21 protein-coding genes and 1 riboswitch are annotated in these 23,504 nt (G+C 48.2%); of the genes, 15 read left to right on the top strand and 6 right to left on the bottom strand.

All coding sequences use genetic code 11. The annotated features are described in order from the left end of the window. Positions 1-103 precede the first annotated feature (103 nt). The 4 genes from AC6IB1_RS18625 (at position 104) to AC6IB1_RS18615 (ending at position 4,371) form a co-directional block, all read left to right on the top strand. A complete protein-coding gene (locus AC6IB1_RS18625) occupies positions 104-412 on the top strand; it encodes a hypothetical protein (protein ID WP_503693152.1) in 309 nt (102 codons plus the stop codon). Then, the gene (locus AC6IB1_RS08675) at positions 331-1,467 is read left to right on the top strand and encodes an ABC transporter substrate-binding protein (protein WP_503693179.1); all 1,137 of its coding nucleotides are present in this window, start codon (positions 331-333) and stop codon (positions 1,465-1,467) included. The genes AC6IB1_RS18625 and AC6IB1_RS08675 overlap by 82 nt, the downstream gene beginning before the upstream one ends. A gap of 77 nt (positions 1,468-1,544) precedes the next feature. Beyond that, positions 1,545-2,411, top strand: coding sequence for an ABC transporter permease (locus AC6IB1_RS18620; protein ID WP_503693150.1), 867 nt, complete (start codon positions 1,545-1,547; stop codon positions 2,409-2,411). Next, on the top strand, positions 2,338-4,371 hold the full coding sequence (locus AC6IB1_RS18615; RefSeq protein WP_503693178.1) for an ATP-binding cassette domain-containing protein: 2,034 nt from the start codon (positions 2,338-2,340) through the stop codon (positions 4,369-4,371). Before AC6IB1_RS18620 ends, AC6IB1_RS18615 begins: the two co-directional genes overlap by 74 nt. A gap of 382 nt (positions 4,372-4,753) precedes the next feature. Here the strand turns inward: AC6IB1_RS18615 and AC6IB1_RS08660 are convergent, their stop codons facing one another. The 3 genes from AC6IB1_RS08660 to torR form a co-directional block, all read right to left on the bottom strand. Next, on the bottom strand, positions 4,754-5,149 hold the full coding sequence (locus tag AC6IB1_RS08660) for a hypothetical protein (protein WP_497568679.1): 396 nt from the start codon (positions 5,147-5,149) through the stop codon (positions 4,754-4,756). A gap of 125 nt (positions 5,150-5,274) precedes the next feature. Further along, positions 5,275-5,745 (bottom strand): DUF2947 domain-containing protein, encoded by a 471-nt coding sequence (locus AC6IB1_RS08655; RefSeq protein WP_497568678.1) that lies wholly within the window; start codon positions 5,743-5,745, stop codon positions 5,275-5,277. 27 nt (positions 5,746-5,772) lie between these two features. After that, positions 5,773-6,486: a two-component system response regulator TorR gene (torR, locus tag AC6IB1_RS08650; protein WP_497569117.1), complete on the bottom strand. Its 714-nt coding sequence runs from the start codon at positions 6,484-6,486 to the stop codon at positions 5,773-5,775. Positions 6,487-6,899: 413 nt separating this feature from the next. Here torR and torC point away from each other — a divergent pair, with 413 nt between their 5' ends. The 11 genes from torC to AC6IB1_RS08595 all read left to right on the top strand — a co-directional run bounded on the left by torC (position 6,900) and on the right by AC6IB1_RS08595 (position 21,450). Beyond that, entirely contained in the window at positions 6,900-8,063 is a 1,164-nt protein-coding gene (gene torC / locus AC6IB1_RS08645; protein ID WP_497568677.1) for a pentaheme c-type cytochrome TorC, read from the top strand. Between the two features lie 78 nt (positions 8,064-8,141). Beyond that, a complete protein-coding gene (torA, locus tag AC6IB1_RS08640; RefSeq protein ID WP_497568676.1) occupies positions 8,142-10,670 on the top strand; it encodes a trimethylamine-N-oxide reductase TorA in 2,529 nt (842 codons plus the stop codon). Between the two features lie 109 nt (positions 10,671-10,779). Further along, positions 10,780-11,427 carry a molecular chaperone TorD gene (gene torD / locus AC6IB1_RS08635; protein ID WP_497568675.1) on the top strand — a complete coding sequence of 216 codons (648 nt, stop codon included), beginning with the start codon at positions 10,780-10,782 and terminating at the stop codon, positions 11,425-11,427. Positions 11,428-11,862: 435 nt separating this feature from the next. Further along, complete coding sequence (gene purR, locus AC6IB1_RS08630) at positions 11,863-12,870, top strand: HTH-type transcriptional repressor PurR (RefSeq protein ID WP_005505732.1); 1,008 nt, start codon at positions 11,863-11,865, stop codon at positions 12,868-12,870. 354 nt (positions 12,871-13,224) lie between these two features. Then, positions 13,225-13,318: riboswitch (cyclic di-GMP riboswitch) on the top strand. A gap of 114 nt (positions 13,319-13,432) precedes the next feature. Further along, on the top strand, positions 13,433-14,026 hold the full coding sequence (locus tag AC6IB1_RS08625; RefSeq protein WP_497568674.1) for a TfoX/Sxy family DNA transformation protein: 594 nt from the start codon (positions 13,433-13,435) through the stop codon (positions 14,024-14,026). A gap of 421 nt (positions 14,027-14,447) precedes the next feature. Then, positions 14,448-14,750: a hypothetical protein gene (locus AC6IB1_RS08620; RefSeq protein WP_497568673.1), complete on the top strand. Its 303-nt coding sequence runs from the start codon at positions 14,448-14,450 to the stop codon at positions 14,748-14,750. A 366-nt stretch (positions 14,751-15,116) separates the two neighbouring features. Further along, on the top strand, positions 15,117-17,297 hold the full coding sequence (locus tag AC6IB1_RS08615; RefSeq protein WP_497568672.1) for a dihydrolipoyl dehydrogenase family protein: 2,181 nt from the start codon (positions 15,117-15,119) through the stop codon (positions 17,295-17,297). A 2-nt stretch (positions 17,298-17,299) separates the two neighbouring features. Beyond that, positions 17,300-18,433, top strand: a complete 1,134-nt coding sequence (locus AC6IB1_RS08610; RefSeq protein ID WP_497568671.1) for an ABC transporter substrate-binding protein — start codon at positions 17,300-17,302, stop codon at positions 18,431-18,433. A 36-nt stretch (positions 18,434-18,469) separates the two neighbouring features. Continuing rightward, on the top strand, positions 18,470-20,176 hold the full coding sequence (locus AC6IB1_RS08605; protein ID WP_497568670.1) for an ABC transporter permease: 1,707 nt from the start codon (positions 18,470-18,472) through the stop codon (positions 20,174-20,176). Beyond that, positions 20,139-20,825, top strand: coding sequence for an ATP-binding cassette domain-containing protein (locus tag AC6IB1_RS08600; protein WP_497568669.1), 687 nt, complete (start codon positions 20,139-20,141; stop codon positions 20,823-20,825). The genes AC6IB1_RS08605 and AC6IB1_RS08600 overlap by 38 nt, the downstream gene beginning before the upstream one ends. Beyond that, a complete protein-coding gene (locus AC6IB1_RS08595) occupies positions 20,818-21,450 on the top strand; it encodes a CDP-alcohol phosphatidyltransferase family protein (RefSeq protein ID WP_497568668.1) in 633 nt (210 codons plus the stop codon). The genes AC6IB1_RS08600 and AC6IB1_RS08595 overlap by 8 nt, the downstream gene beginning before the upstream one ends. A gap of 93 nt (positions 21,451-21,543) precedes the next feature. Here AC6IB1_RS08595 and bfr (AC6IB1_RS08590) read toward each other — a convergent pair whose 3' ends face one another. The 3 genes from bfr (AC6IB1_RS08590) to AC6IB1_RS08580 form a co-directional block, all read right to left on the bottom strand. Then, a complete protein-coding gene (gene bfr / locus AC6IB1_RS08590) occupies positions 21,544-22,017 on the bottom strand; it encodes a bacterioferritin (protein WP_497568667.1) in 474 nt (157 codons plus the stop codon). A gap of 2 nt (positions 22,018-22,019) precedes the next feature. Beyond that, positions 22,020-22,490 carry a bacterioferritin gene (gene bfr / locus AC6IB1_RS08585; RefSeq protein ID WP_497568666.1) on the bottom strand — a complete coding sequence of 157 codons (471 nt, stop codon included), beginning with the start codon at positions 22,488-22,490 and terminating at the stop codon, positions 22,020-22,022. A gap of 226 nt (positions 22,491-22,716) precedes the next feature. Continuing rightward, a complete protein-coding gene (locus AC6IB1_RS08580; protein ID WP_497568665.1) occupies positions 22,717-23,310 on the bottom strand; it encodes a TetR/AcrR family transcriptional regulator in 594 nt (197 codons plus the stop codon). Positions 23,311-23,504: the final 194 nt, after the last annotated feature.

Below are 23,504 nucleotides of genomic sequence, written 5' to 3'. Positions count from 1 at the left end.
AATCAAACCATTAACAATCAAACAACATTAGCACAACGCTTGAAATGCCTGAATGAAGATGGGCAGGAATTCCTCCGCCCAATCCAATCAAGTGGAGTGTTTTATGACAGTAAACAACTATCAAGGATCGATTGGTAAGTATGTAAAAGCCACTCTGGCCGCTTCACTCATACTTGCGTTTAGCAGCAATTCCGCACTGGCGATGTCCGATAAAGGTCTCGTGATTGTCACCTCATTTCCTAATGACGTTACTGACGTGTATAAAAAGGCTTTTGAGCAAAAATACCCTGGGATTAACGTCGAAGTACTGTCCAAAAAACCACAGCGGGGATCAAATATTTACAAGAGACATCAGGCAATAATAAGTCGGATATTTTCTGGGCTTCAGCACCCGATGCATTTGAAGTACTGAAAGATAACAACCTTCTCACCGCATATTCCTCCACCATTACCGGTATCCCAGAACAAGTCGGCTCTTTTCCTATTAATGATCCTGATGGCTTCTATAAAGGCTTTGCGCTTTCCGGTTATGGCATGATGTGGAATGAGCGTTACATGAAAGCCAAAAAGCTGCCGACGCCTAAGGAGTGGCATGATCTGGCCAAGCCGGTTTATCACAAGCATGTCGGTATGTCAGCGCCTTCACGCTCAGGCACGACACACCTGACCGTTGAGGCAATTCTCCAAGGGGAAGGCTGGCAACAAGGATGGGAAACCCTCAAAGCTATCTCCGGAAACTTTAAAACCGTCACCGAACGCAGTTTTGGCGTGCCTGATGGCGTCAACAGTGGTTCATTCGGTATCGGTATCGTGATTGATTTCTTTGGCCTGTCATCAAAAGCCAGCGGATTCCCCGTCGACTTTCATTACCCTACGGTCACGGCCCTTATCCCTGCCAATGTGGGGATGGTGAAAAATGCACCTAACAGTGAAGCTGCCGGGGCATTTATCGACTTTCTGCTTTCTGAAGAAGGGCAAGCGCTTTTGCTAGATAAAAAAATCCAGCGTCTTCCGGTAAACCCGGCAGCCTATGCCAGCACACCGGAAGGCTTCCCGAACCCGTTTACGGGTCAAAAATTGGGGACTGTCGATTTCAATCTCGATGTTTCGAAGTCCCGCTATAACGTCGTAAACAGCCTCTTTGATGTCATGATCACTTACCGACTGGATAAATTACGTGAAGCCACCAAAGCCATCCAGGAAGCCGAGGAAAAAGCCAAAGGTGCCAACAATACTGACGCCCTGGCGCTAGTGGCAGAAGCCAAGCGCCTTGTTGGTGCGGTACCGATTACAGCCGAGCAGGCTTCTGATCCTGTATTCGCCGGTATTTTCACGAAAAAACGCAAAAAAGCCACAGACAAAGTCGAAGCCCGCCAAGCAGAGATAGAGCAGGACTGGGACAAAACTACACTGGCGAATTACAGCAAAGCCACCGCACTTGTAGAACAGGCTATCGACCTTCTCTAGTCAAACAACCACGCCCCTGACAGTAACAACAGCAAACAATGCTGGGGCGTGTCTTTCCCTGGATAACGGAGTATCCAATGAGCAACGTCTCTCTATCTCAGTCCAATAAACCCGCACATGCCCGCTCAAAGGGGCTTTGGAGTAAGGTCCGTGAAGACTGGGTCCTTTACCTTAGTGCAGTTTTGATTGCACTGTTTGTGGTTATATTTTTATTTGTTCCAGTGCTGAAGGTGATTTTTGTTGCTTTCCAGGATCCCAGTGGTGCCCTCACTCTGGTTAACTTTAAAGACTTTTCCGGTTCAAGCCTGTTCCGGGAGTCTTTCTTTAATTCTTTTTATGTCGCGTTTATGTCGGTCATTGTGGCATCCATTATTGCTATGCCACTTGCGTATTTTACCAGTCGTTTCCAGTTTCGTGGCACCGTACTGATCCAGACACTCGGGATTGTTCCGCTCATCATGCCTCCTTTTATTGGCGCCGTTGCCATGCAATTGCTGTTTGGTGAAAACGGGAGCATGAACCTGCTGCTTGATGAGCATTTAGGCTTTACCATTCCTTTGATGGAAGGACTCAATGGCGTCATTTTCGTCCAAAGTGTCCATTATTTTCCTTTCATCTTGATCAACTTATCCGCTGCATTGCAAAACATTGACCGCTCAATGGAAGAATCCGCACAGTCGTTAGGCTCGTCGGGATTACGGCTATTCAGGCGCATTGTCTTTCCGTTGGCGATGCCCGGGTATGTTGCCGGTGCATCATTGGTATTTGTAAAGGTCTTTGATTTTGGGGACGCCACTGTTGTTGAACGTGAACAATATGCTGGCACCACAAGCCTACCTGCGCATTTCATCCGTAGGGATCACGGATCCGATGGGTTATGTAATATCCGTCATTCTGGTCGCCTTTTCTGCGTTTGCACTGTGGGTCTCTTTCCAGTCACTTAAAGGAAAAGATTACTCGACCAACCAGAAGGGTGGCGGCGGTCTTTCAAAGCGCGAACTCCGTCCTTTAGAGAGGGTTGGCTGTTATGCAGTAATAGGCCTCATCCTTGCGCTGGTGCTGGCGCCACACTTCGCCCTTCTGCTGCTTTCTTTGGGCACTATTTGGAGCTTCAGCCCCTTACCGGATGCTTTCACACTTGATCACTACACAACTGCAATCACTCAAGCTTCTGAATTTATCACCAACACCCTGCTTTATGCCGGTCTGGCTGGGTTGATTGACGTCATACTCGGTACCGCAATCGCTTACCTCGTCTGGCGCACAAAGATCGCAGGAAGAAAATGGCTGGATTTTGGGGCCATGGCGGCTCTCGCTGTACCCGGTGTTGTTCAGGGGATCGGCTATTTGCGCACATTTTACGATGTGGAATTGCCGGTTATTGGCACGTCTATGGCAACGTGGTGGGGCATTATTGTGATCGCACTGTCTGTCCGTCGCCTACCCTATGCTTTACGTTCCTGCGTCGCAGCACTCCAGCAAGTGAGCCCTTCTTTTGAAGAAGCTTCTGAAAACCTTGGGGCGACAAGGGCAACCACGATACGCCGTATTGTCGTTCCATTAATGGCGGCCGGCATTCTGGCTGGTTTTGTCACGTCTTTTGCCACTGCTGCAGTAGAACTTTCGGCCACCATCATGCTGGTATCCCAGGAATCTGACGCTCCCCTCGCCTACGGCCTTTACCTTTTCATGCAAAGTGCGGCGGGCCGAGGACCGGGAGCAGCTTTGGGCGTTATTGCTGTCGTGATCGTCGGCTTGGCAACGTATCTCTCACACACCATTGTTGAACGCACACGCCAGGCACACGGCGAAAAACAAGGAATGACTATGCAACCGAACACTAGCCAACAAGTCGGCATTACTATTAAGGATCTCACCCTTGCTTTTGGAGAAACAGAAGTATTAAAAGGCGTGAACCTGGAGATCAAACCCGGTGAGTTTTTTGTGTTCCTTGGCCCATCTGGATCAGGAAAATCAACGTTACTGCGCGCTATCGCGGGTTTTGGACCAGAGCCCAAAGGGCACATCCTTCTCGGCGATGAAGACATCAAAACGCTTCCACCATGGCGACGCAATATTGGTATGGTCTTTCAAAGTTATGCGTTGTGGCCACACATGACCGTGCGGCAGAATGTCGCCTACGGTCTAGAGGAACGAAAAGTTCCTTCAGCAGAAATCAGAGAGCGGGTAGACAATGCCCTCAACCTTGTAGGCCTCTATCATCTGGCAAAAAGGCGCCCATCGCAATTGTCCGGAGGCCAGCAGCAGTGGGTTGCTATTGCCCGTACGGTTATTGTAGAGCCAAGAGTCCTGTTGCTCGATGAGCCTTTATCAAACCTGGATGCCAACCTCAGGGAACAGATGCGCCGCGATCTCCTGGAGCTTCAGCGCCAGTTGGGCTTAACCACCATATTTGTCACTCACGACCAGGAAGAAGCCAACACAATTTCAGATCGAATTGCGGTATTGGACCAAGGAGTTATCCAACAGGTTGGCGAGCCTATCGAGCTTTATGACAATCCTGCGAACAAGTTTGTGGCCGATTTTCTCGGTACCGCCAATGTGTTGGATGGAAAAATACACGAGCAGAGTGACGGAAAAACCTTTACAACACCTTCCGGTATCCGCTTTCCGTTTGAACGAGCCTCAAACGGTCCGATTTCTCTAGTGTTCCGTCCCCAGAGCCTGGAGATCAGCGATACGGAACTGCCGCCAAACACCATTGAGCTCAATGGGCACGTAAAACACAGGGAGTTTCTTGGGCATTGGGTGCGATATAGCATTGATGTGGATGGGCAAATCCTGATGGTCAACGATCCGCACCAGCGTGGTACTGGGCATTTAGAAAATGGTGCCCCCATTCGTTTAGCGTTGAATCCTGAAGAGGTAGTTGCTCTACGTTGATAGCACAGGTTTTACTGACCTGAAAATGAAAAAAAACCAGCATCGATAGGCCAATACCGACGCTGGTTTTCCTCGAGTTTTTGCGTTGGCAGATTTAGAGTTCTGCCCTCTCATTAATTTCCTTCAGCTGATAAAACCAAATGAAAGAAATGAAAGTCTTTGGTTCAAAATCCGTCTGTAAGTGGCGGCCATGCATTACTGGCTGATTTTGAACACAGGGGTAATTTAGTACCTGATGAATAAGAAAACTGTGAGGTAAACAGGAAAGTTTCCTTATATTTTATGGGGATGCAGTATTTTTGCGAGTCAGATAATACTGTGGAAACAAGATCACAGTTACGCCGGAAAATGGAAATCTGTTTACTGAAACGTAGGAAATTCATTACAAGGAAAAATCCGTACCGCATTCAGCTCGACCTCGTTCATAAATCCGTTTTTCACGAATAACCCTGCGTGAATCATTCCATCTATGCATCACATCGGCGCGGTTTGCTGCCCTGCCCATTTCACTGAAAAGAAAGCGCTCTACGGTATGATTAAACGCTTCCAAATCCATTTTTTCCTGATAGACCACGCCCATCCACTCAAAGGCCAAGGCTTTTTCTTTGTTACTGCCAATGACAGTAAACCGTTGTAGCGTGTCTAATGCCGTTTCGTATTCACATTCAATAATTTGCTGTTCTGTTGCTAACAGCTTTCCATGCACGCCGTAAATCGACACATAGCTGCATCCGGTCATCAAACCTGAAACCATCAACCCCAGCAGTAACCTTTTCATCAACCATCCCTTCTTGTAAGCGGCAAACACTTTCCCCGAAACAAAGTTACTGCAAAAATCAGACCGAAAAAAACCGGGAGAGTATCCCGGCTTGTCTATTCCTGTTTAGCTCCTGTTGAGCAACGCTATGGGCGCTTGCCCAGTTTTACCGTGCCATCTTGCTCAAACATCGCCACTTCTTTACGTTTTCTCGCCACTAACAACGGCTTGTCGCCATAGAACAGGAAGTTTTTCCAGTATTTCTTAAACATTCCCCAGCGGGTTTCCACAATGTTGCTCTTATCGTAACAAAAATAGACAACTGCATTGTCCTCCCAAGGAAAAAACGCAATGACCTCTTCCGGCAACTCTCCTTCTTCATCCCAAGGGTGTTGCCAGTCAGACTCTTGTTCCCACACACTGCGCATGCTCGCCCAGTCTCCTTTGCCGAAGTGATCAGGCGTCGGACTTTGCTGGCTGATAAAATCACGCCATAACTGGGCTCCGCGCAATTCTGTCATCGGTTTTATGTGCTCACGATCTTCTTCTGCCACAGGCATCGACTGATGCGTGAAAATCCACTTACGTTTATATTCTTCAAAGGGAATGTAATTCATAACTCTCTCAATATTTACGGGTGAACACTATTTGCCCGCAAACATGTAACCCTCACCGTGAACAGTGATAAACAATTGCGGTTTTTTCGGGTCAACTTCGATTTTGTTGCGAAGACGACGAACCAAGACATCAATAGTTCTGTCGTTTGGTGCATCGACACGGTGGCTGATCAAATTCAGGATACGCTCACGGCTCATCACCCTGTTACGGTTCGCCGTAAAGGCCACCAGCATTTCATACTCTGCTTTGGTCAGTTTCACCGCGGTGTCACCTTTATTTAATGCGCGGCGTTCAATATTAAATGTCCATCCATTGAAGCTCACTACATTACCATTATCTTTTACTGAACTCTCGAGCTCTGGTTGGCTATTGGCCTTTGAAATCCGCCACATCAGGTTGCGAACTCTAACCAGAAGCTCACGCAATTCCAGTGGCTTGGTACAATAGTCGTCAGCCCCCATTTCAAGACCCACAATACGATCAATGCTGTCGTCTCTTGCAGTAATAAGAATGATCCCGACATCCGACGTGCTGCGCAGCTGACGGGTCAGCATCAATCCATCCTCTCCCGGCAGGTTGATATCCAACATAATGAGATCAACCCGATGTTCATTCATAATTTTGTGCATTTCCTTGCCGTCAGAGGCCTGGCTGACGTGATATCCCTGTTTTTCGAAGTAGCTGGAAACCATGGTTCGGGTCACTACTTCATCATCTACGACCAGAATGTGATAACTCACTACATGCCTGTTCACAACTCATCATAACGGTGCGCACTCTAGCAGTAAAAATCGTAACATTTTTGACTTATCTCATGGTTATTGCATTTTTTGAATTGCATGTCCCCCATTGAATTAAATATCTGTATACACGTTTATGCATTTTAACCACTAAATATTGGGTATTCATTACAATTCGCAACAATTACACACCATTCACCCTATCACAACCACAATCCGTTCATATTTTTTTATATTTACCCACGCGACTGTTCATATCCATACATAGCTCTGTTCATATCCAATCGCTACTATGCCTAACCGAAATTACGCATCAAAAACATGTAGCTATGGTGCGCAGGCTTGCTTCCAAACCCGCGTCGGGAATGGGTCCAAACACTAACTACAAGAACTTTATGGGTGTATCCATTTTTATGAAAAAGCTATTGCAGAAGCTGACGAAACCAAGCGCGAAATATTCCATCCTCGCCTTGGTGCTGATCGGTGCTGTTATTACAGTCACTGGTATCGTCGTGATGAACAAGTCTCTCGATTATTTCTCTAAAACTGAGTTCTGTATCTCGTGCCACACGATGCAACAAAACTACGAGGAATATAAGCAATCTATTCACTACAGTAACGCAAAAGGTATCCGTGCTGAGTGTGTGGACTGTCACCAGCCGAAAGATTTCACCGGTAAAATTCTGCGCAAATTGGGCGCATATAAAGATGTTTACCACCACTTCATCACAGGCAAGATCGACACGCCTGAAAAGTTTGAGGAGCACAGGTTAGAGCTCGCCCAGAAAGTGTGGGAACGCATGTCTGACGAAAACTACAAGACTTGTACGACATGCCACTCCTATGAAGCCATGGATCATGAAAAACAATCCGTTCAGGCGATGAAAGAAATGATCCCGGCAGCAAAAGAAAACATGGCGTGTATCGAATGCCACAAAGGCATCGCTCACGAACTGCCTAACATGGCGGGTGGTTTCCGTAAGACCTTTGAAACCCTCTCTGCATCTGCGATTGCACCGACTGGAGCGAAAAAACTCTACTCGCTGGAAGAGAAGAGCCTGTTCGCCACGGCAGATGCTAACGGCAAAGTGGAAGGCCAACTTCTGCCAGCTTCTGAAGTTGACGTTATCGGCGAAGAAGGCGACATGTTTAAAGTACGTGTTCAAGGCTGGATTGAGACCAATGGTAAAGGCCGCGTCATGACCGAATACATGGGTAAACGTGTCTTCAAGGCAACCGTCCGTGGTGCAGTAAAAGCGACCGAAACCATTATTTCTGAGGAAGTAGACCCTGCAACTAACATTGCATGGAAACAGGTTGCGGTTGAAGCTTACATCACCAAGGACGGCATGCTGGAAAGCATCCAGCCTGTATGGGATTACGCATCAGAGATGTATGCCTCTACGTGTAACTCTTGCCACGCTGCACCAGATCCAGGTCACTTCACAGCCAACGGCTGGATCTCAAACCTGAAGGCAATGAGCGCGTACTACCGTCTAAGTAAGACGGAAGAACGTACCCTGCTGAAATATCTGCAGAACCACGGTAGAGATACCGGCGGTGCTGGCGCGCATTAATCAGCAAATAGAACAATAAGTGGCAGGTACACCCGAGTGTGCCTGCCCTGACGACTTAAAAACTATAAGGATTTCTACATGGCGACTGAAAAACAGCAAGGCATTTCCCGCCGTCGTTTTCTCTCTGGCATGTTAACCGCCAGTGCCGGTGTTGTAATCGGCACTAGCCTGTTGGCACCTCGCAAAGCACTCGCTGCAACAGAGGTAAAAAATACGTTTTCTGGTGAAGTGATCCACGGTTCTCACTGGGGCGCATTCCGTGCCAAAGTGGAAAATGGCATTTGGGTAGATACCATACCTTTTGAGAATGACCCTCACCCAACATCCATGTTGAACGGTATTCGCGAAGTGGTTTACAACCCATCCCGCGTCAAGTATCCAATGGTGCGCATCGATTGGCTGAAGCACGGCTGGAAATCAGACACCAGCCAACGCGGTGATAACCGCTTTGTGCGTGTGCCATGGTCTCAGGCGCTGGACTTCTTCCATCACGAGCTGGAGCGTATTCAGACCACTTACGGTCCAAGCGCCCTGTACGCGGGTCATTCCGGCTGGCAGTCATGCGGTAAATTCAACACGGCAGGCACCATGATGCAGCGTGCAATCGGCCTGCACGGAACTTACCTGGCAAAAGTCGGTGACTACTCAACCGGCTCTGCACAGGTCGTCCTCCCTTATGTCGCAGGCGCGATGGAGGTTTACGAACAGCAAACCTCATGGCCGCTGGTTCTTAAGCACGCGAAAAACATCGTCATTTGGGGTTCTGACCCAATCAAGAACCTGCAAGTTGGCTGGCTGATCCCCGACCACAGCGTATACGGTTATTACCAACAACTGGCTGAGAAAGTAAAAGCAGGAGAAATCAACGTGATCCACGTTGACCCTGTGAAGAGCGAATCATACAAGTTCTTTGGTGGTAAGCAGGTGCCGGTTAACCCACAAACTGACGTTCCACTGATGCTGGCCATTGCACACACGCTCTACACAGAGAAATTGCACGACGAGCAGTTCCTGGCAGACTACACCACCGGCTTCGAGCAGTTCCTGCCTTACCTGCTGGGTAAAAAAGACGGTGTTGCCAAAACCCCTGAGTGGGCAGAGAAGATCTGTGGTATCCCTGCTGACGAAATTCGCGAACTGGCGCGCACCATGGCAAGTGGCCGCACCCAGATCATCGCGGGCTGGTGTCTGCAACGTATGCAGCACGGCGAACAATACGCGTGGATGATCGTTGTTCTGGCAGCAATGCTGGGGCAAATTGGTCTGCCCGGTGGCGGCTTCGGCTTCGGCTGGCACTACAACGATGCGGGTACTATCACCTCTGCAGGTCCGCTGATGTCTGGTTTCAACTCAGTGACTGGCGTTGATCCAATCTACAACGGCAGCTACAACGGCTACTCAAGCTACATCCCAGTTGCACGTTTTGTTGACTGTATTGAAAACCCAGGCAGCACCATTGAGTTCAACGGCCACAAAGTGAAATTCCCGCATATGAAGATGGCTATCTTCTGCGGTAACAACCCGTTCCACCACCATCAGGATCGCAACCGCATGATCAAGGCGTGGCGTAACCTGGAAACGGTAGTGAGTGTTGAACACCAGTGGACAGCAACCTGCCGCTTTGCTGACATCGTTCTGCCGGCAACCACCACTTACGAGCGTAATGATATCGAGCAGTTCGGTAACCATTCAAACAAAGGCATCATCGCGATGAAACAAATCGTTGAGCCAATGTTTGAATCGAAAGACGATTTCGATATCTTCCGTGAGCTATGTAGCCGCTTTGGCCGTGAAGAAGCCTTCACCGGCGGCAAGACAAAGATGGAGTGGATCGAAGAAATCTACAACGGTGCCCGCCTGCAAGGACGTGGTATCGGTGTACGTATGCCTAACTTCGTTAAATTCTGGGAAGAAGAGCAGTTCATTGCATTCCCAGATGGCACTGAGTGGGTTCGTCACGCGGCATTCCGTAAAGAGCCGGATCTTGAGCCACTGGGTACGGCATCCGGCCTGATCGAAATCTATTGTAAGACTATCGCTGACATGGGTTATGACGACTGTCAGGGTCACCCAATGTGGTTTGAGAAAGTCGAGCGTAGCCACGGTGGTCCGAAGTCGAACAAGTTCCCAATCCACCTGCAAAGCTGCCACCCGAACCACCGTCTGCACTCGCAGCTGTGTTCTTCTGACGAGCACCGCAGCACCTATGCAGTCGCTGGCCGTGAGCCTTGCTACATCAGCACGGCAGACGCAAAAGCACGTGGTATCAAGACCGGTGACATCGTTCGCGTGTTCAACGATCGCGGCCAGGTACTGGCAGGTGCCGTTGTGACTGACGATTACATGCCAGGCGTTTGCCGTATCCACGAAGGTGCGTGGTATGCACCACTGGAAGGTGGCAAGCCCGGTACTTTGTGTACTTACGGCGATCCAAACGTACTGACCGTTGATATTGGTACCTCGAAGCTGGCCCAGGCAACCTCTGCACACACTGCACTGGTTGAAATTGAGAAATACACAGGTAAAGTGCCTGCTGTGACTGGCTTTAGTGGCCCTATCACTATCGATGACGTTAACCCACTGTTCCCGGCGATGGATATCGCTTAAAAGACAGTATGCAGAAAAAGGGCAGCTTGGCTGCCCTTTTTTACTCCGACTTGTATAGACTGATAACAGCTGTATTCAGTCCCAACGCTAACCAAAGGCCAGAATGACAATGCAAGAATTTATTGCCATTAACGAGCAACGCGCCGAGTTTTACTGGTGGATGTCTTCACTGTTTGCCACTGAGCTGACACAAAAAGACCTCGACAACTACCATGGCGCCGACATGGACAACTACTATTCCGTGTTAGCGATGACAGAAGAACTGAAAGCCCCTGTCGCTGAATTTCGCCACGTATTGGCAAAATTGAAAGTCCGTGAGGATGCTCAACTGGAATTGGCCGCGGATTTTTGCGGGCTTTTCCTGAGCACACCAAAGTCAGGCGCCCTGCCCTATGCTTCTATGTATATTGGCAAAACCGGTTTACTGAATGACAAGCCCGCGGAGGAAATGGGCCAATGGATGGATAAGTACGGTATCGCGCAGCGTAAAGACTTTAACGAACCTTTTGACCACCTGGCAATAGAATTGGACTTCATGGGCAACCTTGTCATTCTTGCCAACAAAGAAGCTGATGAAGACAACCAAGAAGCGATGATGCAAGAGCAACTGCGTTTTCTGGAAACCATGATCATGCCGTGGATTGAGCAGTTCCAACAAACCGTTCAGCAATTCGACCCGTTCGGTTTCTACCAGGCAGCCGCGAACCTTTTGGTCGCATTTATCAAACTGGACCTTGCCTTCCTGAAAGGCGAATAACAGCAAACATCACCTCCCCCAAGCCGGACTCGTTCCGGCTTTTGGCTTTCTGGCAGGTCATCAGGTAGCCAAGGTATGTAGTAAGCATGATGCGCATCAACCTTATAGACGTTGCGTTCATTCTATAATTGCGGCGCGTTGGCATAGCCATTAAACTGTGAACGCAAGCGATTGGCATTAATAACCTCTTGAATTTTTTATGTAGGATTCAACCAAATGCCTCGCAAATTCTTCTGCCCGTCCACCAACCGGTGAATTACTGAAGTGCTAACAGTGCACGTTGGCGGGAAGGGAATGACATGATAAAACGGACCTGATACGCCGCTTACTTACCGTCGGATTGCATCAATCCACATCTGTTCGGTTAAGCGGCGTAAACATATGCAGCACTTATGCAAGGTGGCTGCAGAAAGAAAACAATAAGAAGATTACCGAATGGCAACAATTAAAGATGTCGCACGCCTTGCTGGTGTCTCTACAACAACTGTTTCGCACGTGATCAACAAGACACGTTTTGTTGCAGAGAATACCACCAAGAAAGTATGGGCGGCGGTTGACGAACTGAATTATGCACCAAGCGCCGTGGCACGGAGTTTGAAGTGTAACACTACCCGTACTATTGGTATGCTGGTCACCAAATCGACTAACCCTTTCTTTGCGGAGGTCGTACATGGTGTTGAGGAGTATTGCTACAACGAAGGTTACACCCTGATCTTATGTAACACTGAAGGTAACCTTTCCAAACAACGTGATTACCTGCGTATGCTGGCTGAAAAACGTGTTGATGGTCTTTTGGTCATGTGTACCGACTTGAATGAAGAACTGCTGACACTGCTGGAAAAAAAGGAAGATTTACCTATGGTGGTCATGGATTGGGGAACCCGGCACGTAAACACAGACCGCATCCAGGATAATGCAGAACTTGGCGGTTACATTGCTACCAAACACTTCATTGACAATGGTCATACCAAAATTGGCTGTATCTCGGGCCAAATGGACAGGCTGACTTGCCATGAACGCCTTCAGGGCTTTCGCAAGGCGCTGGAAGAGGCGGGGTTGCGTTACAATCCAGATTGGGTGGTTGAAGCGGATTTCGAATGTGACTCCACGGTAGAGGCGGCCAATAAACTGGTTGCTCAGGAAGATCGCCCTACTGCGGTATTCTGCTTCAATGACATCATGGCATTGGCGGCAATCAGCACATTTCGTCAAGCGGGGCTGGATGTTCCCCATGATATTTCAGTCATCGGATACGATAACATTGATCTGGCCGGTTTCTTCTCGCCGCCACTGACCACAATCCACCAACCCAAAAACCGCTTGGGTAAAACTGCTATCAAACTCTTAATGGAAAGATTGGCAAACAAAGAAAGCCAACAACAAGTTTTTGAAGTGCAACCAGAATTGGTGATTCGCTGTTCAGTAAGAAACCTCAACGCGTAATACACCACAAGCATCTCTCTTGCTGCCAATAAGTCCGGGGCCTTCTTACCCGGACTTTTTTATGGTGATATTTTTTACAGGCAGGAATACCCACACAACCTAAAAATGCATGATTCAGGATGCTTAGGTAGAGGTATAAATATTGAGACAAACCTCAAAAACAATAAAGTGCCCAGATTTCTAGTGCTACGCTTAACCCAAACTTAGCATGGGATACGATGGTCAGTTTTTCTTCTATAACAAAGGGAACGGTATAATATTAAGGATATCAATAGCCTTTGTTTTGGACCAATATCACATTTTGCCAGACCAGCAATAACGACAAAGTGATGCGATTCGGTTAAGCTAAATCCGTCAAGAAAAAGGCAAACCATGGCGAAAGCCTGGGACGCAAAGCTTCCGGCCTCACACGGTATAGATTTTACGTGTTGGTAGCGGGGTTACCGAAGACGTTAGCATTTCACAATCGGTTAGACCGATACGTTGACAATTCTCTGAATTAGCATTGCTACGTTACTCCTTGACCATTCATCCAGGAACGTATTGATTGAGAATAAGTCACATGGATAAACCTACTCTAAAAAACACGCTGAAGTTTTTCGAATGTCTGGGCAAAATGAAATCGCGCTCAATGTTTGGCGGTTTTGGTATCTTTTGCGATGAAACAATGTTTGCGCTCGTCGTCAACGACAAACTTCATCTTCGAGCTGGTGCGGCAAATGAAGAAGAGTTTAAAACACTAAAAATGCAACCATACGTTTATAAGAAACGTGGTTTCCCTGTTGTAACCAAGTATTATGCAGTGCCACATACATGGTGGGAACAGTCCGAGCGGTTGATGAAACATGCAGTAAAAGCACTCTCCATTGCCCAGGAAGATCAGCAGGAAAAGAAAACTGCAACACCTTCACGTATTAAAGATCTTCCAAACCTTCGCCTTGCAACAGAGCGCATGCTGAAAAAAGCTGGCATCGAATCTGTCGAAGCGTTGCAACGTGTTGGTGCGGTTCGCGCTTATCAAGCCCTTCAGGAATCACACAACGATACACTAAGTCTGGAACTTTTGTGGGCGCTTGAAGGTGCGATAGAAGGAAAACATTGGTCTGTGATAACGCCGCAACGCCGGAACGAATTGCTGCAAACGTTACACCAGTGACAAAATAAGCATCTCTCCTCCCCAAACAGCTAACGTGTATTCCTGCCGTTGGCTGTTTTTATTTCGTCATCCATGATTACCCTATCCTCATTTACCCACTCTTGTACTGCAAAAACACTTTCTCACCGGTTTCTCCCCTTTTTTAGAGAGGTAAATGGAAAAGAACATCATGTTCCATTGCTTTTATGTCAACGGATGCATAAAGAAATAACACAAAAATACCCAACAGATTTACTCCGGCCCACGAACGGCCTTAAATGCTCACTCTAGTTCATTTTGTGACAATGGTAACATTTATAAGATTTATTCAATGTCAATGATTATCAGTGCACGCGAATTTGAACTATGCCAAAAGAGTAGATAGCTAAATGGCAACAAAGAGATGCATTATTCAAAGCCGTTTCCAGATCAAGTTGACTGTATGTTCCGCGATCGGTTCCGCAAGTGGCCACGCCGATTTAAGTGGACGGTATTCTGTTGCTTTTTTATGCCAATGCTTTCTTATGCAGCAAACACCCATGGCAGGGTTGCCCCCTCTTTCCTGACCATTATTGTGATCCTGTTTTTCGCGATCAACGTGCTTGTTGTTATCTGGGGCGTAAAACTCAACACGTTTGCCCAGCGCTCCTATTGGTACAGAAACTACCATCTTGGTTGGGCAACCACACTGGCGCTCGTCCCACTCATAGTGCTAATCGTTCAATATTCCACTTACTGCCTATGATTCAGCATATGCAGAGACGAAAACTGTAAAACGACTTCCCCAAAGTGCCCGATCTATCAGCAAACAGGTTGAGCAGTGCATCGAAATAACAGAAGTAGTGTGCAATAAAACGGAAAGCCCCCCGGTCATATCGAGCAAGCAAATAAACGGAAACACGCGCATTCCACGTATTGCTTTCACCAAATCATGTCGTAAACCAACCTTTGGTCACAGTTTTGGTAGTAAACCTGTTTAACTCATTGGTAACTCAGTGTATTTCACCCAGACAAAAGAATTCTTTTGCCATAGTTAATGTTGGGTCAGAGCCATTGACGCTTTTCCGAGTGAACAGACCCGTGGAGCAATGTCATCACAAAAGGATCAGAAATGAACACAAAGAAGTTAGCGGTTCTCGCCGTTATCGCAGCCATCTTTATTGCTTGGTTTGCACTTGACCTCGGCGCTCTGTTTACACTCGATAACGCCAAAGCACAACACGAGGCGCTGAAGGACACCATTGCGAGTAACTTCATTACCGCAAGTGTTATCTATTTTGTCGTTTACGTTGCCATGTCCGCCCTTTCACTGCCAGGAGCCGCGATTGCGACCTTGCTGGGCGCGGCACTGTTTGGTTTTTGGTGGGCATTACTTCTGGTTTCATTTGCCAGCTCCATCGGCGCAACACTGGCGTTTCTCGTCAGCCGTTTCTTGCTGAAAGACTCAGTGCAGAGCAAATTTGGTGACCGGCTGGCAACCATCAACCAGGGTGTAGAGAAAGACGGTCCTTTCTACCTTCTGACTTTGCGTTTGATCCCGGTATTTCCTTTCTTCCTGATCAACCTGTTGATGGGCTTAACCCCAATCCGCACAGCAACCTTTTATATCGTCAGCCAGATTGGCATGTTGCCGGGTACTGCTGTGTACATCAATGCCGGTACTCAACTGGCGCAGATTGATTCCCTGAGCGGCATTGTCTCTCCGGGTGTATTACTGTCACTGGTATTGCTGGGTGTCTTCCCCATCATCGCCAAAATGGTAATGAATGTGATTCAAAAACGCCGCGTTTATGCCAAATGGCAGAAACCAGCAACCTTTGACCGTAACCTTATCGCCATTGGCGCTGGGGCTGGCGGTCTGGTAACAACCTATATTGGCGCAGCAGTAAAAGCCAAAGTGACCCTGATTGAAAAACACAAGATGGGTGGCGATTGCCTTAACACCGGTTGTGTCCCTTCCAAAGCCCTGATCCGCGCCGGACATGCGGTACACGAAATCAAACGTTCACAGGAATTTGGCATCAGCGCCGGTGAACCCAGCGTCGATTTCCAACAGGTAATGGTACGGGTTCATAAAGTCATTGCTGATATTGAGCCTCATGACTCTGTCGAGCGTTACACCAAACTGGGTGTGGAATGTATCGAAGGTGAAGCGAAAATTCTCTCCCCATGGGAAGTGGAAGTGAACGGTCAGCGCCTGACCACACGTAACATTGTGATTGCAACCGGTGCGCGTCCTTTAGTTCCGGGCATTCCGGGCTTGCAAGATGTCAGCTACCTCACGTCAGACAATGTCTGGTCGCTTCAGAAACAGCCTAAAAAGCTTCTGGTATTGGGCGGTGGTCCTATTGGCAGTGAGCTGGCACAAAGCTTCTCCCGTCTGGGGACAGATGTCACCCTGGTAGAAATGGCAGACCAACTGCTTATCCGTGAAGATGCCGATGCAGCAGAACTGGTTGTGAAAGGTCTGAAAGAAGATGGCGTCAATATTCTGCTTGGCCATAAAGCGACCCGCTTCGAAAAAGACGGCGATGTACAGCGTGCGTACCTTGAGCACAACGGCGAAGAAGTCGTGGTAGAGTTTGATCATGTCATGCTCGCGTTGGGTCGTGTGGCCAACACCAAAGGTTTCGGTCTTGAAGATATCGGTGTCGAGCTGACAGAACGTGGCACAGTGAAAGTGAACGAATACCTGCAAACCAACTATCCGAATATTTTCGCTGTTGGTGATGTTGCAGGTCCATTCCAGTTGACACACGCGGCAGGTCATCAGGCATGGTATGCCGCAGTGAATGCCCTGTTTGGTGATTTCAAGAAGTTCAAAGCAGATTACTCCGTGATGCCTGCAGCCACCTATACTGCACCAGAAGTGGCACGTGTCGGCATCAACGAGAAAGAAGCCATTGCGCTGGGTATTGATTACGATGTGGCGCACTATGGTATTGATGATTTGGACCGCGCGATTGCTGACGGTGAAGATCACGGCTTTATCAAAGTCATCACGCCGAAAGGAAAAGACAAAATCCTTGGAGCAACCATTGTCGGTTCCCACGCTGGTGATCTGCTCGCAGAATTCACTCTCGCGATGCGCCATGGCCTTGGATTAAATAAAATTCTGGGTACAGTGCATCCGTATCCCACAATGAGTGAAGCCACTAAATACACGGCTGGAGTGTGGAAACAAAACAATGCGCCCCAGGGATTGCTGGTTTGGGTTGAGAAGTTCCATACCTGGATGCGTAACGAATCAAGCAGTACACCTTCTCAACAACAGATCAAGGAAGACAGATAACAATGAACTTGAAATTGCTCGTCACCGCCTGCGCCCTTGCTTTTACATCAGCCGTTTCGGCGGTTGATGTATCAAACTGGGAACAGATAGAAGAAAACGCACAGGGACAAACCGTCTACTTCAACGCATGGGGCGGTAGCCAGGAAATCAATGCGTATCTTCGCTGGGCAGGTGGCGAAATCCAAGACCGTTACGGTGTCACCCTCCAACACGTAAAAGTCTCTGATATTGCCGAAACGGTTAACCGTCTGGTGGCAGAGAAAGCCGCGGGTAAAAACGAAGGCGGCAGTGTAGATATGGTTTGGATTAACGGCGAAAATTTCAAGTCAATGAAATCCAATAACCTTCTGTTTGGCCCCTTTGTAGAAAGCTTGCCAAACTGGTCGATTGTTGATAAGTCCCTTCCTGTCAGTGAAGACTTCACCGAGCCTACTGAAGGTCTGGAAGCGCCTTGGGGAGTGGGTCAGCTGGTCTTTATCCATGACGAAAAATCATTGGCTAACCCACCGGCTTCTTTTACTGAAATGCTGAGTTTGGCGAAAGCGTATCCGGGCAGCATTTCTTATCCCAAGCCCCCTGATTTTCACGGTTCGAGCTTTCTGAAAGCCGCGCTGCTTGAACTCGCTATGGACACCGCCCCACTATACAAGCCGGTTGAGGACGCCGACTTTAACGCCGTGTCATCACCGCTTTGGAAGTATCTCGATGAACTCCATGCTGTTGCCTGGCGAAATGGCAACCAGTTCCCGGCCACCAGCGCAGAAACTTTCCAATTGCTGGATGATGGTGAATTACTGCTCGCTATTACATTCAACCCAAATGCCGCGGAGACTGCCGTTAAAAATGGCACACTGGCACCTTCTGCAAAAGCCTTTGCTTTTGACAAAGGCGCACTTTCCAATATCCACTTTATGGGTATTCCATGGAATGCTAACGCAAAAGAAGGGGCACTGGTTGCCATCAATTTCCTGATGAGCGAAGAAGCGCAAGCGCGCAAAGCGAACAGCGACATATGGGGAGACCCGGCGGTCGTGACACTGCAAAACAGCAAACCCCTGTTTAAATCTATGCCAGAGCCGCACCCAAGCTGGCAGGTTGCGCTCGAGCAGGCGTGGCTTAAGCGTTATGGTCAATAATTAACGTAATACGCGTTTCTGGAGAACGAGGTAAACATGTTACGCCTGCTGTATTTGTTGACATTGATTGTATGCTGTTTACCTCTTATTCCGGGTTTTGGCGGTGTGCTTATTTCCGCCATCAGCTACCTTCCTGTTCTTGGTCTGAATGAACCCAGTCTTGATGGCTGGCACGCTATGCTGGCATGGCCGGGGACAGACAGAGCCATTCAGCTCACTCTGTTTACCGGCATCACGGCCTCTTTTTTTGCGGTTTTTTTTACCTTTCTGATCCTCCAGTCTTGCTGGGGAACACCATTCTGGAAACGGATTGAACAGTGGCTTTCCCCGCTGCTTGCCATGCCACATGTTGCCTTTGCGATTGGTTTTGCACTGACTTTTGCTCCATCAGGGTGGTTATTCAGGTTTTTTGCCCTGTTTACCGGAGAAACGCAGCCACACCAATGGTCATTGGTGCAGGATTGCAGCGGTATTGGGCTTATTCTTGCACTGGCAGTAAAAGAAACGCCCTTCCTGCTGTTGATGAGCCTTTCGGTCTTGAAGCAGATGGAAGTGGACCGATTATTGGCAGCGTCCAGAAGTCTCGGTTACAACCGCGCCGCCGCCTGGTTAAAAGTGGTATTCCCGCAGTGGCTGCCAAAAATGCGTTTCCCCATTTATGCGGTATTGGCGTACGGGTTATCTGTGGTTGATGTCGCCATGATTCTCGGGCCAACATCGCCATCCACGTTTGCTGTGCTGGTGTGGCAATGGTTTAACGACCCGGATTTATCCCTGCTGCCCCGTGCAGCGGCAGGCGCCATTTCCCTGTTTGTGCTCTGTTTCGGTGTATTGCTCGTTTACCGCCTTGTCGAATATGTGCTGATCCGGGGCTGGCAAAACTGGCAATTCAGTGGCAGTAAATCTTATCAGTTACCCGGGCGCCACCTGTTTAAGTTCATCGCCCTGTTACCATTTTTAATGATCCCATTGTTGCTGGTCTGGTCTTTTGCCCTTCGCTGGCGTTTTCCTGACATCTGGCCAAGTCGCACCAGCACCCGTTTTTGGGAGCAGGAATCCGGTCACCTTCTGGAGCTGGCTTCAAATAGTCTGGTTCTGGGTTTGACCTCAGCCACCGTCGCCCTGATTTTTGCTGTCGGGTGTCTCGAGTACCGCGACAAATACCATAAGTCAGTGCCCCAGCTGGTAATTGCAATTCCTATGCTGATCCCGCAGCTTTCTATTTTGTTTGGTATTCAGGTCGCTATTTATATGTTGCCGGGCCAGTGGCATGTGCCGGCCACCATTTGGGCCCATATTCTGTTTGCCTTTCCCTACGTTTATCTGGCACTCGATGGCCCGTGGAAATCCTTCGATCAGCGCCTGACACAAACCGCAAGAAGCCTGGGTCACAGTGCTTTCAAAGCATGGTGGCAAGTTAAGCTCCCGATTGTTATCCCTCCCATCCTGTTAGCCTGGGCGGTTGGGCTCAGCGTCAGTTTCGCTCAGTATTTGCCAACCCAGCTTCTCGGCGCCGGCCGTATTACAACACTGACCACCGAAGCCGTGAGCCTTGCCAGTGGTCAGGACAGGCGCATCAGTGCCGTTTACGGCCTTATTCAGGCTTTTCTGCCGCTGGTCTTCTTCGTCCTTTCATTGGCGGCCAGCCGTTTGGCAGACCCTCGTCGGCGTCTTGCCCGACATGATGAATCCAGAGAGACAGTCAATGAGTTTGTCCGTACAAAACCTAACTATAAAGTCTAACCAGTCCACGCTGCTGAGAAACATGTCGTTTCGGGTTGAGAAAGGCCACGTCCTGTCTGTGATGGGCCCCAGTGGCTGTGGAAAATCAACCCTGCTAAGCGCCGTCGCCGGACACCTTTCACCAGAGTTTTGTTGTGAAGGCAGTATTCTGGTCAACGATCAGAGCATCCATTCCCTGCCTGCTGAAAAGCGCGAAGTGGGGATTCTTTTTCAGGACGATCTGTTGTTTCCCCACCTGAATGTTTGGCAAAACCTGGCGTTTGGATTACCAGACACCATGAGTGCCAGCGAGAAAAAAGAACGTGCACTGGCAACACTGGCAGAGATTGAACTTCAGGACATCGCCTTCAAGGCACCTGACCAGATATCCGGGGGGCAACGTGCGCGGATAAGCCTAATGCGAACCTTGCTTTCACACCCTAAAGTGATTCTGCTGGATGAGCCTTTCAGCAAGCTGGATAAGCCACTCCGTAAATCCTTCCGTGCCTTTGTATTCAAACAAATCAAAAACCGCAATATCGCGGCTGTGATGGTGACACATGACGAAGATGATGTACCTGTAGAAAGCACCCTTTTTCACTGGCCAAGTGCAGAAAGCGAAATGAACACCAGGGCTGGCACGATCACCACGGAGAAAAACAATGCTTGATCGCTACTCTATTGCGGTTATCCGCTGGCCTTTAAAGCAGGCAGCAAAACTGCCCGATAAGATTGGCTTTAGTGCCAATCAGGTCACAGTAGGTGGTTTTCTGATCGGTATGCTTGCACTGCCTGCTATTGCTTTTGAATACTACTGGCTTGGACTGCTGTTTATTGCATTGAACCGTATTTTTGATGGTCTGGATGGTGCACTTGCCCGTCGGCAGGGGATCACCGATGCCGGGGGCTTTCTCGATATTACCCTCGATTTTCTGTTCTATTCGATGGTCCCGTTTGCTTTTGCACTGGCAAACCCGGAACATAACGCCATTGCCGCGGCATTCCTTATTTTTTCCTTTATGGGGACAGGCTCAAGCTTCCTTGCCTTTGCCATCATGGCGAGTAAACGAAATATCGAGAATCCCGTCTATCAAAGCAAATCGCTGTATTACATTGGCGGGTTGACAGAAGGCACGGAAACTATCGCCTGTTTTGTGCTTTTCTGCCTGTTTCCGGGCTACTTTGCCGAAATTGCGTGGGCATTTGGTGCATTATGCTGGGTAACCACAGCCACACGGATTTGGGCCGGTTATCAGACACTGAAACAGAATCCCGCTGAAACTGAGGAGGATTAAGGTCGCCTCCATCAGCGGCTTCAATACCCTATGTCACAAACGCACAAGAGCCACATCAATGCGGCTCTTGTTCGTTTAGCTGGGTCAAGCTGATTACTTACCCATTTTTGACTGGATATAGTTTTGCAATCCAACCGTTTTGATAAGACGTAACTGTTTTTCAAGCCAGTACATATGATCAGATTCAGTATCATCCAAAAGCTTGAGCAGGATTTCACGGGTCTGATAATCCTGTTTTTGTTCGCAAAGCGCGATCACATTACGTAGTTCATCGGCTACCATGTACTCGTACTTCAGATCGTTTTGCATCATCTCTTCGACATCTTTGCCGATCAGCAGCTTTTCACGAGACTGAACATCCGGCGTCCCTTCCAGAAAGAGAATGCGGTTGAGCAGCATAGAAGCATGTTCGCGTTCATCTTCAGACTCATGGTTAATGCGTTCATAAAGCTCATCCATGCCCCAGTCTTCATACATGCGCGCGTGAACAAAATACTGATCCATGGCAGACAGTTCATTGGTCAACAAGCGGTTAAGACCATCAATGATTTCCTGGTTTCCTTTCATTGTTATTTCTCCATATTCGCTTGTAGATAATTTTGCAGACCGGTCAGGCCAATCAGTTCAAGTTGTGACTCAATCCAGTCGAGGTGCTCTTCTTCATCTTCCAGAATGTCATTCAGCAATTCGCGGGTCACGTAGTCTTGCTTCTCTTCACAAAGCGTAATCACTGACTTGAGTTGCTCCAGCTGCTCCTCAATCATCACCTTGTCACATTCGATCATTTCCTGAACCTCTTCACCAATACGCAAACGCTCAAGGTGTTGGAGATTCGGTAAACCCTCGAGGAAAAGAATACGTTCGATCAGCTTGTCAGCATGCTTCATGTCCTGAATGGACTTTTTATATTCCGCTTTATTGAGGGCTTCAAAACCCCAATTGCCGAGCATACGTGCATGGAGAAAATATTGGTTGATTGCGGTAAGTTCGCTGGTGAGGACGCTATTCAACCCAACGATGACGTCTTGGTGCCCTTTCATCACAGTGTTCCTTGTTTAACGCTGCCATTACAAATTCCCTAAAGATGCCTCACATCCTAAGTGAATTAATTGTCAACAACAAGGGGAGCTTTCTCTGCATTTTCAATGCATTAAGCAATGATAACCATTGCCATTTTCATTCATTTTGAAGATTACCTTTTTTGCATGTAAACCCTATGCGAGTGAGGTTATATGAAAGGCATCGAAATATGACGTCACCTTTCCTTTAGCGACAAAAACTCGCCATCATCACACTCACAATATGCTCAATCTTCTCTTCCAGTGCTTTTCCTTCAGGAATAGTCTGCATATCAAAAACCTGTGGCCAGACAAACATGCCGTTAAACAGGCTAGAATAGGTTTGCGACAGGTATTCGAGTTTGACCTCTTTTATCTTCCCTGCCTTCTGGGCTTCGGCAAACCAGTGGGTTAGCGATTTATTATTATATATTTTGCTGATGATCTGGCTCGCCATGTCCGGCTGGCGCAGGAACTCCATCAGGATAATACGGGCAAATGAAATGCCGTATTTTCCGTATAGGATTGCCACCTCCCTGCGCGTCATTTCCGTTAACTGCCCTTCCAGACTTTTTTCAGGGTCAAAAGCATAGCGCAAGCTTTCATCAATCGAGGATTGGATAATGGTGAGTATCGACTCAAATAACGCTTCCTTGCTTTCAAAATGACGGTATAAAGTCCGCTTTGACACTTCTGCCAAAGCACAAACACGGTCCATATTGGCGGCAGAAAAGCCATGCTGGATAAACTCTTCTTTTGCTGCGTTGATGATCGCCAGGCGCTTTTGCTCTGAGCGTGTCATGATTTCTCTCCTTCTGTCGACCCGGTCAATCTAGCAATTCAATATAAAAAAGTACACTTTTAAGTTTACCTCTGAGAATAAACACGCTTAAAATAAACTCCAAAGTTTACTTCGCGTTTATAACGTATTCTTTTTTCATCAAGTAACCCTACGGGTAATGGACTGGATCAGCCGTCCTTGAATGTGGAGTGAAA

The sequence above is a fragment of the Grimontia sp. THUN1695 genome (assembly GCF_059704325.2).
This window is presented reverse-complemented; position numbering and strand designations above follow the sequence as displayed.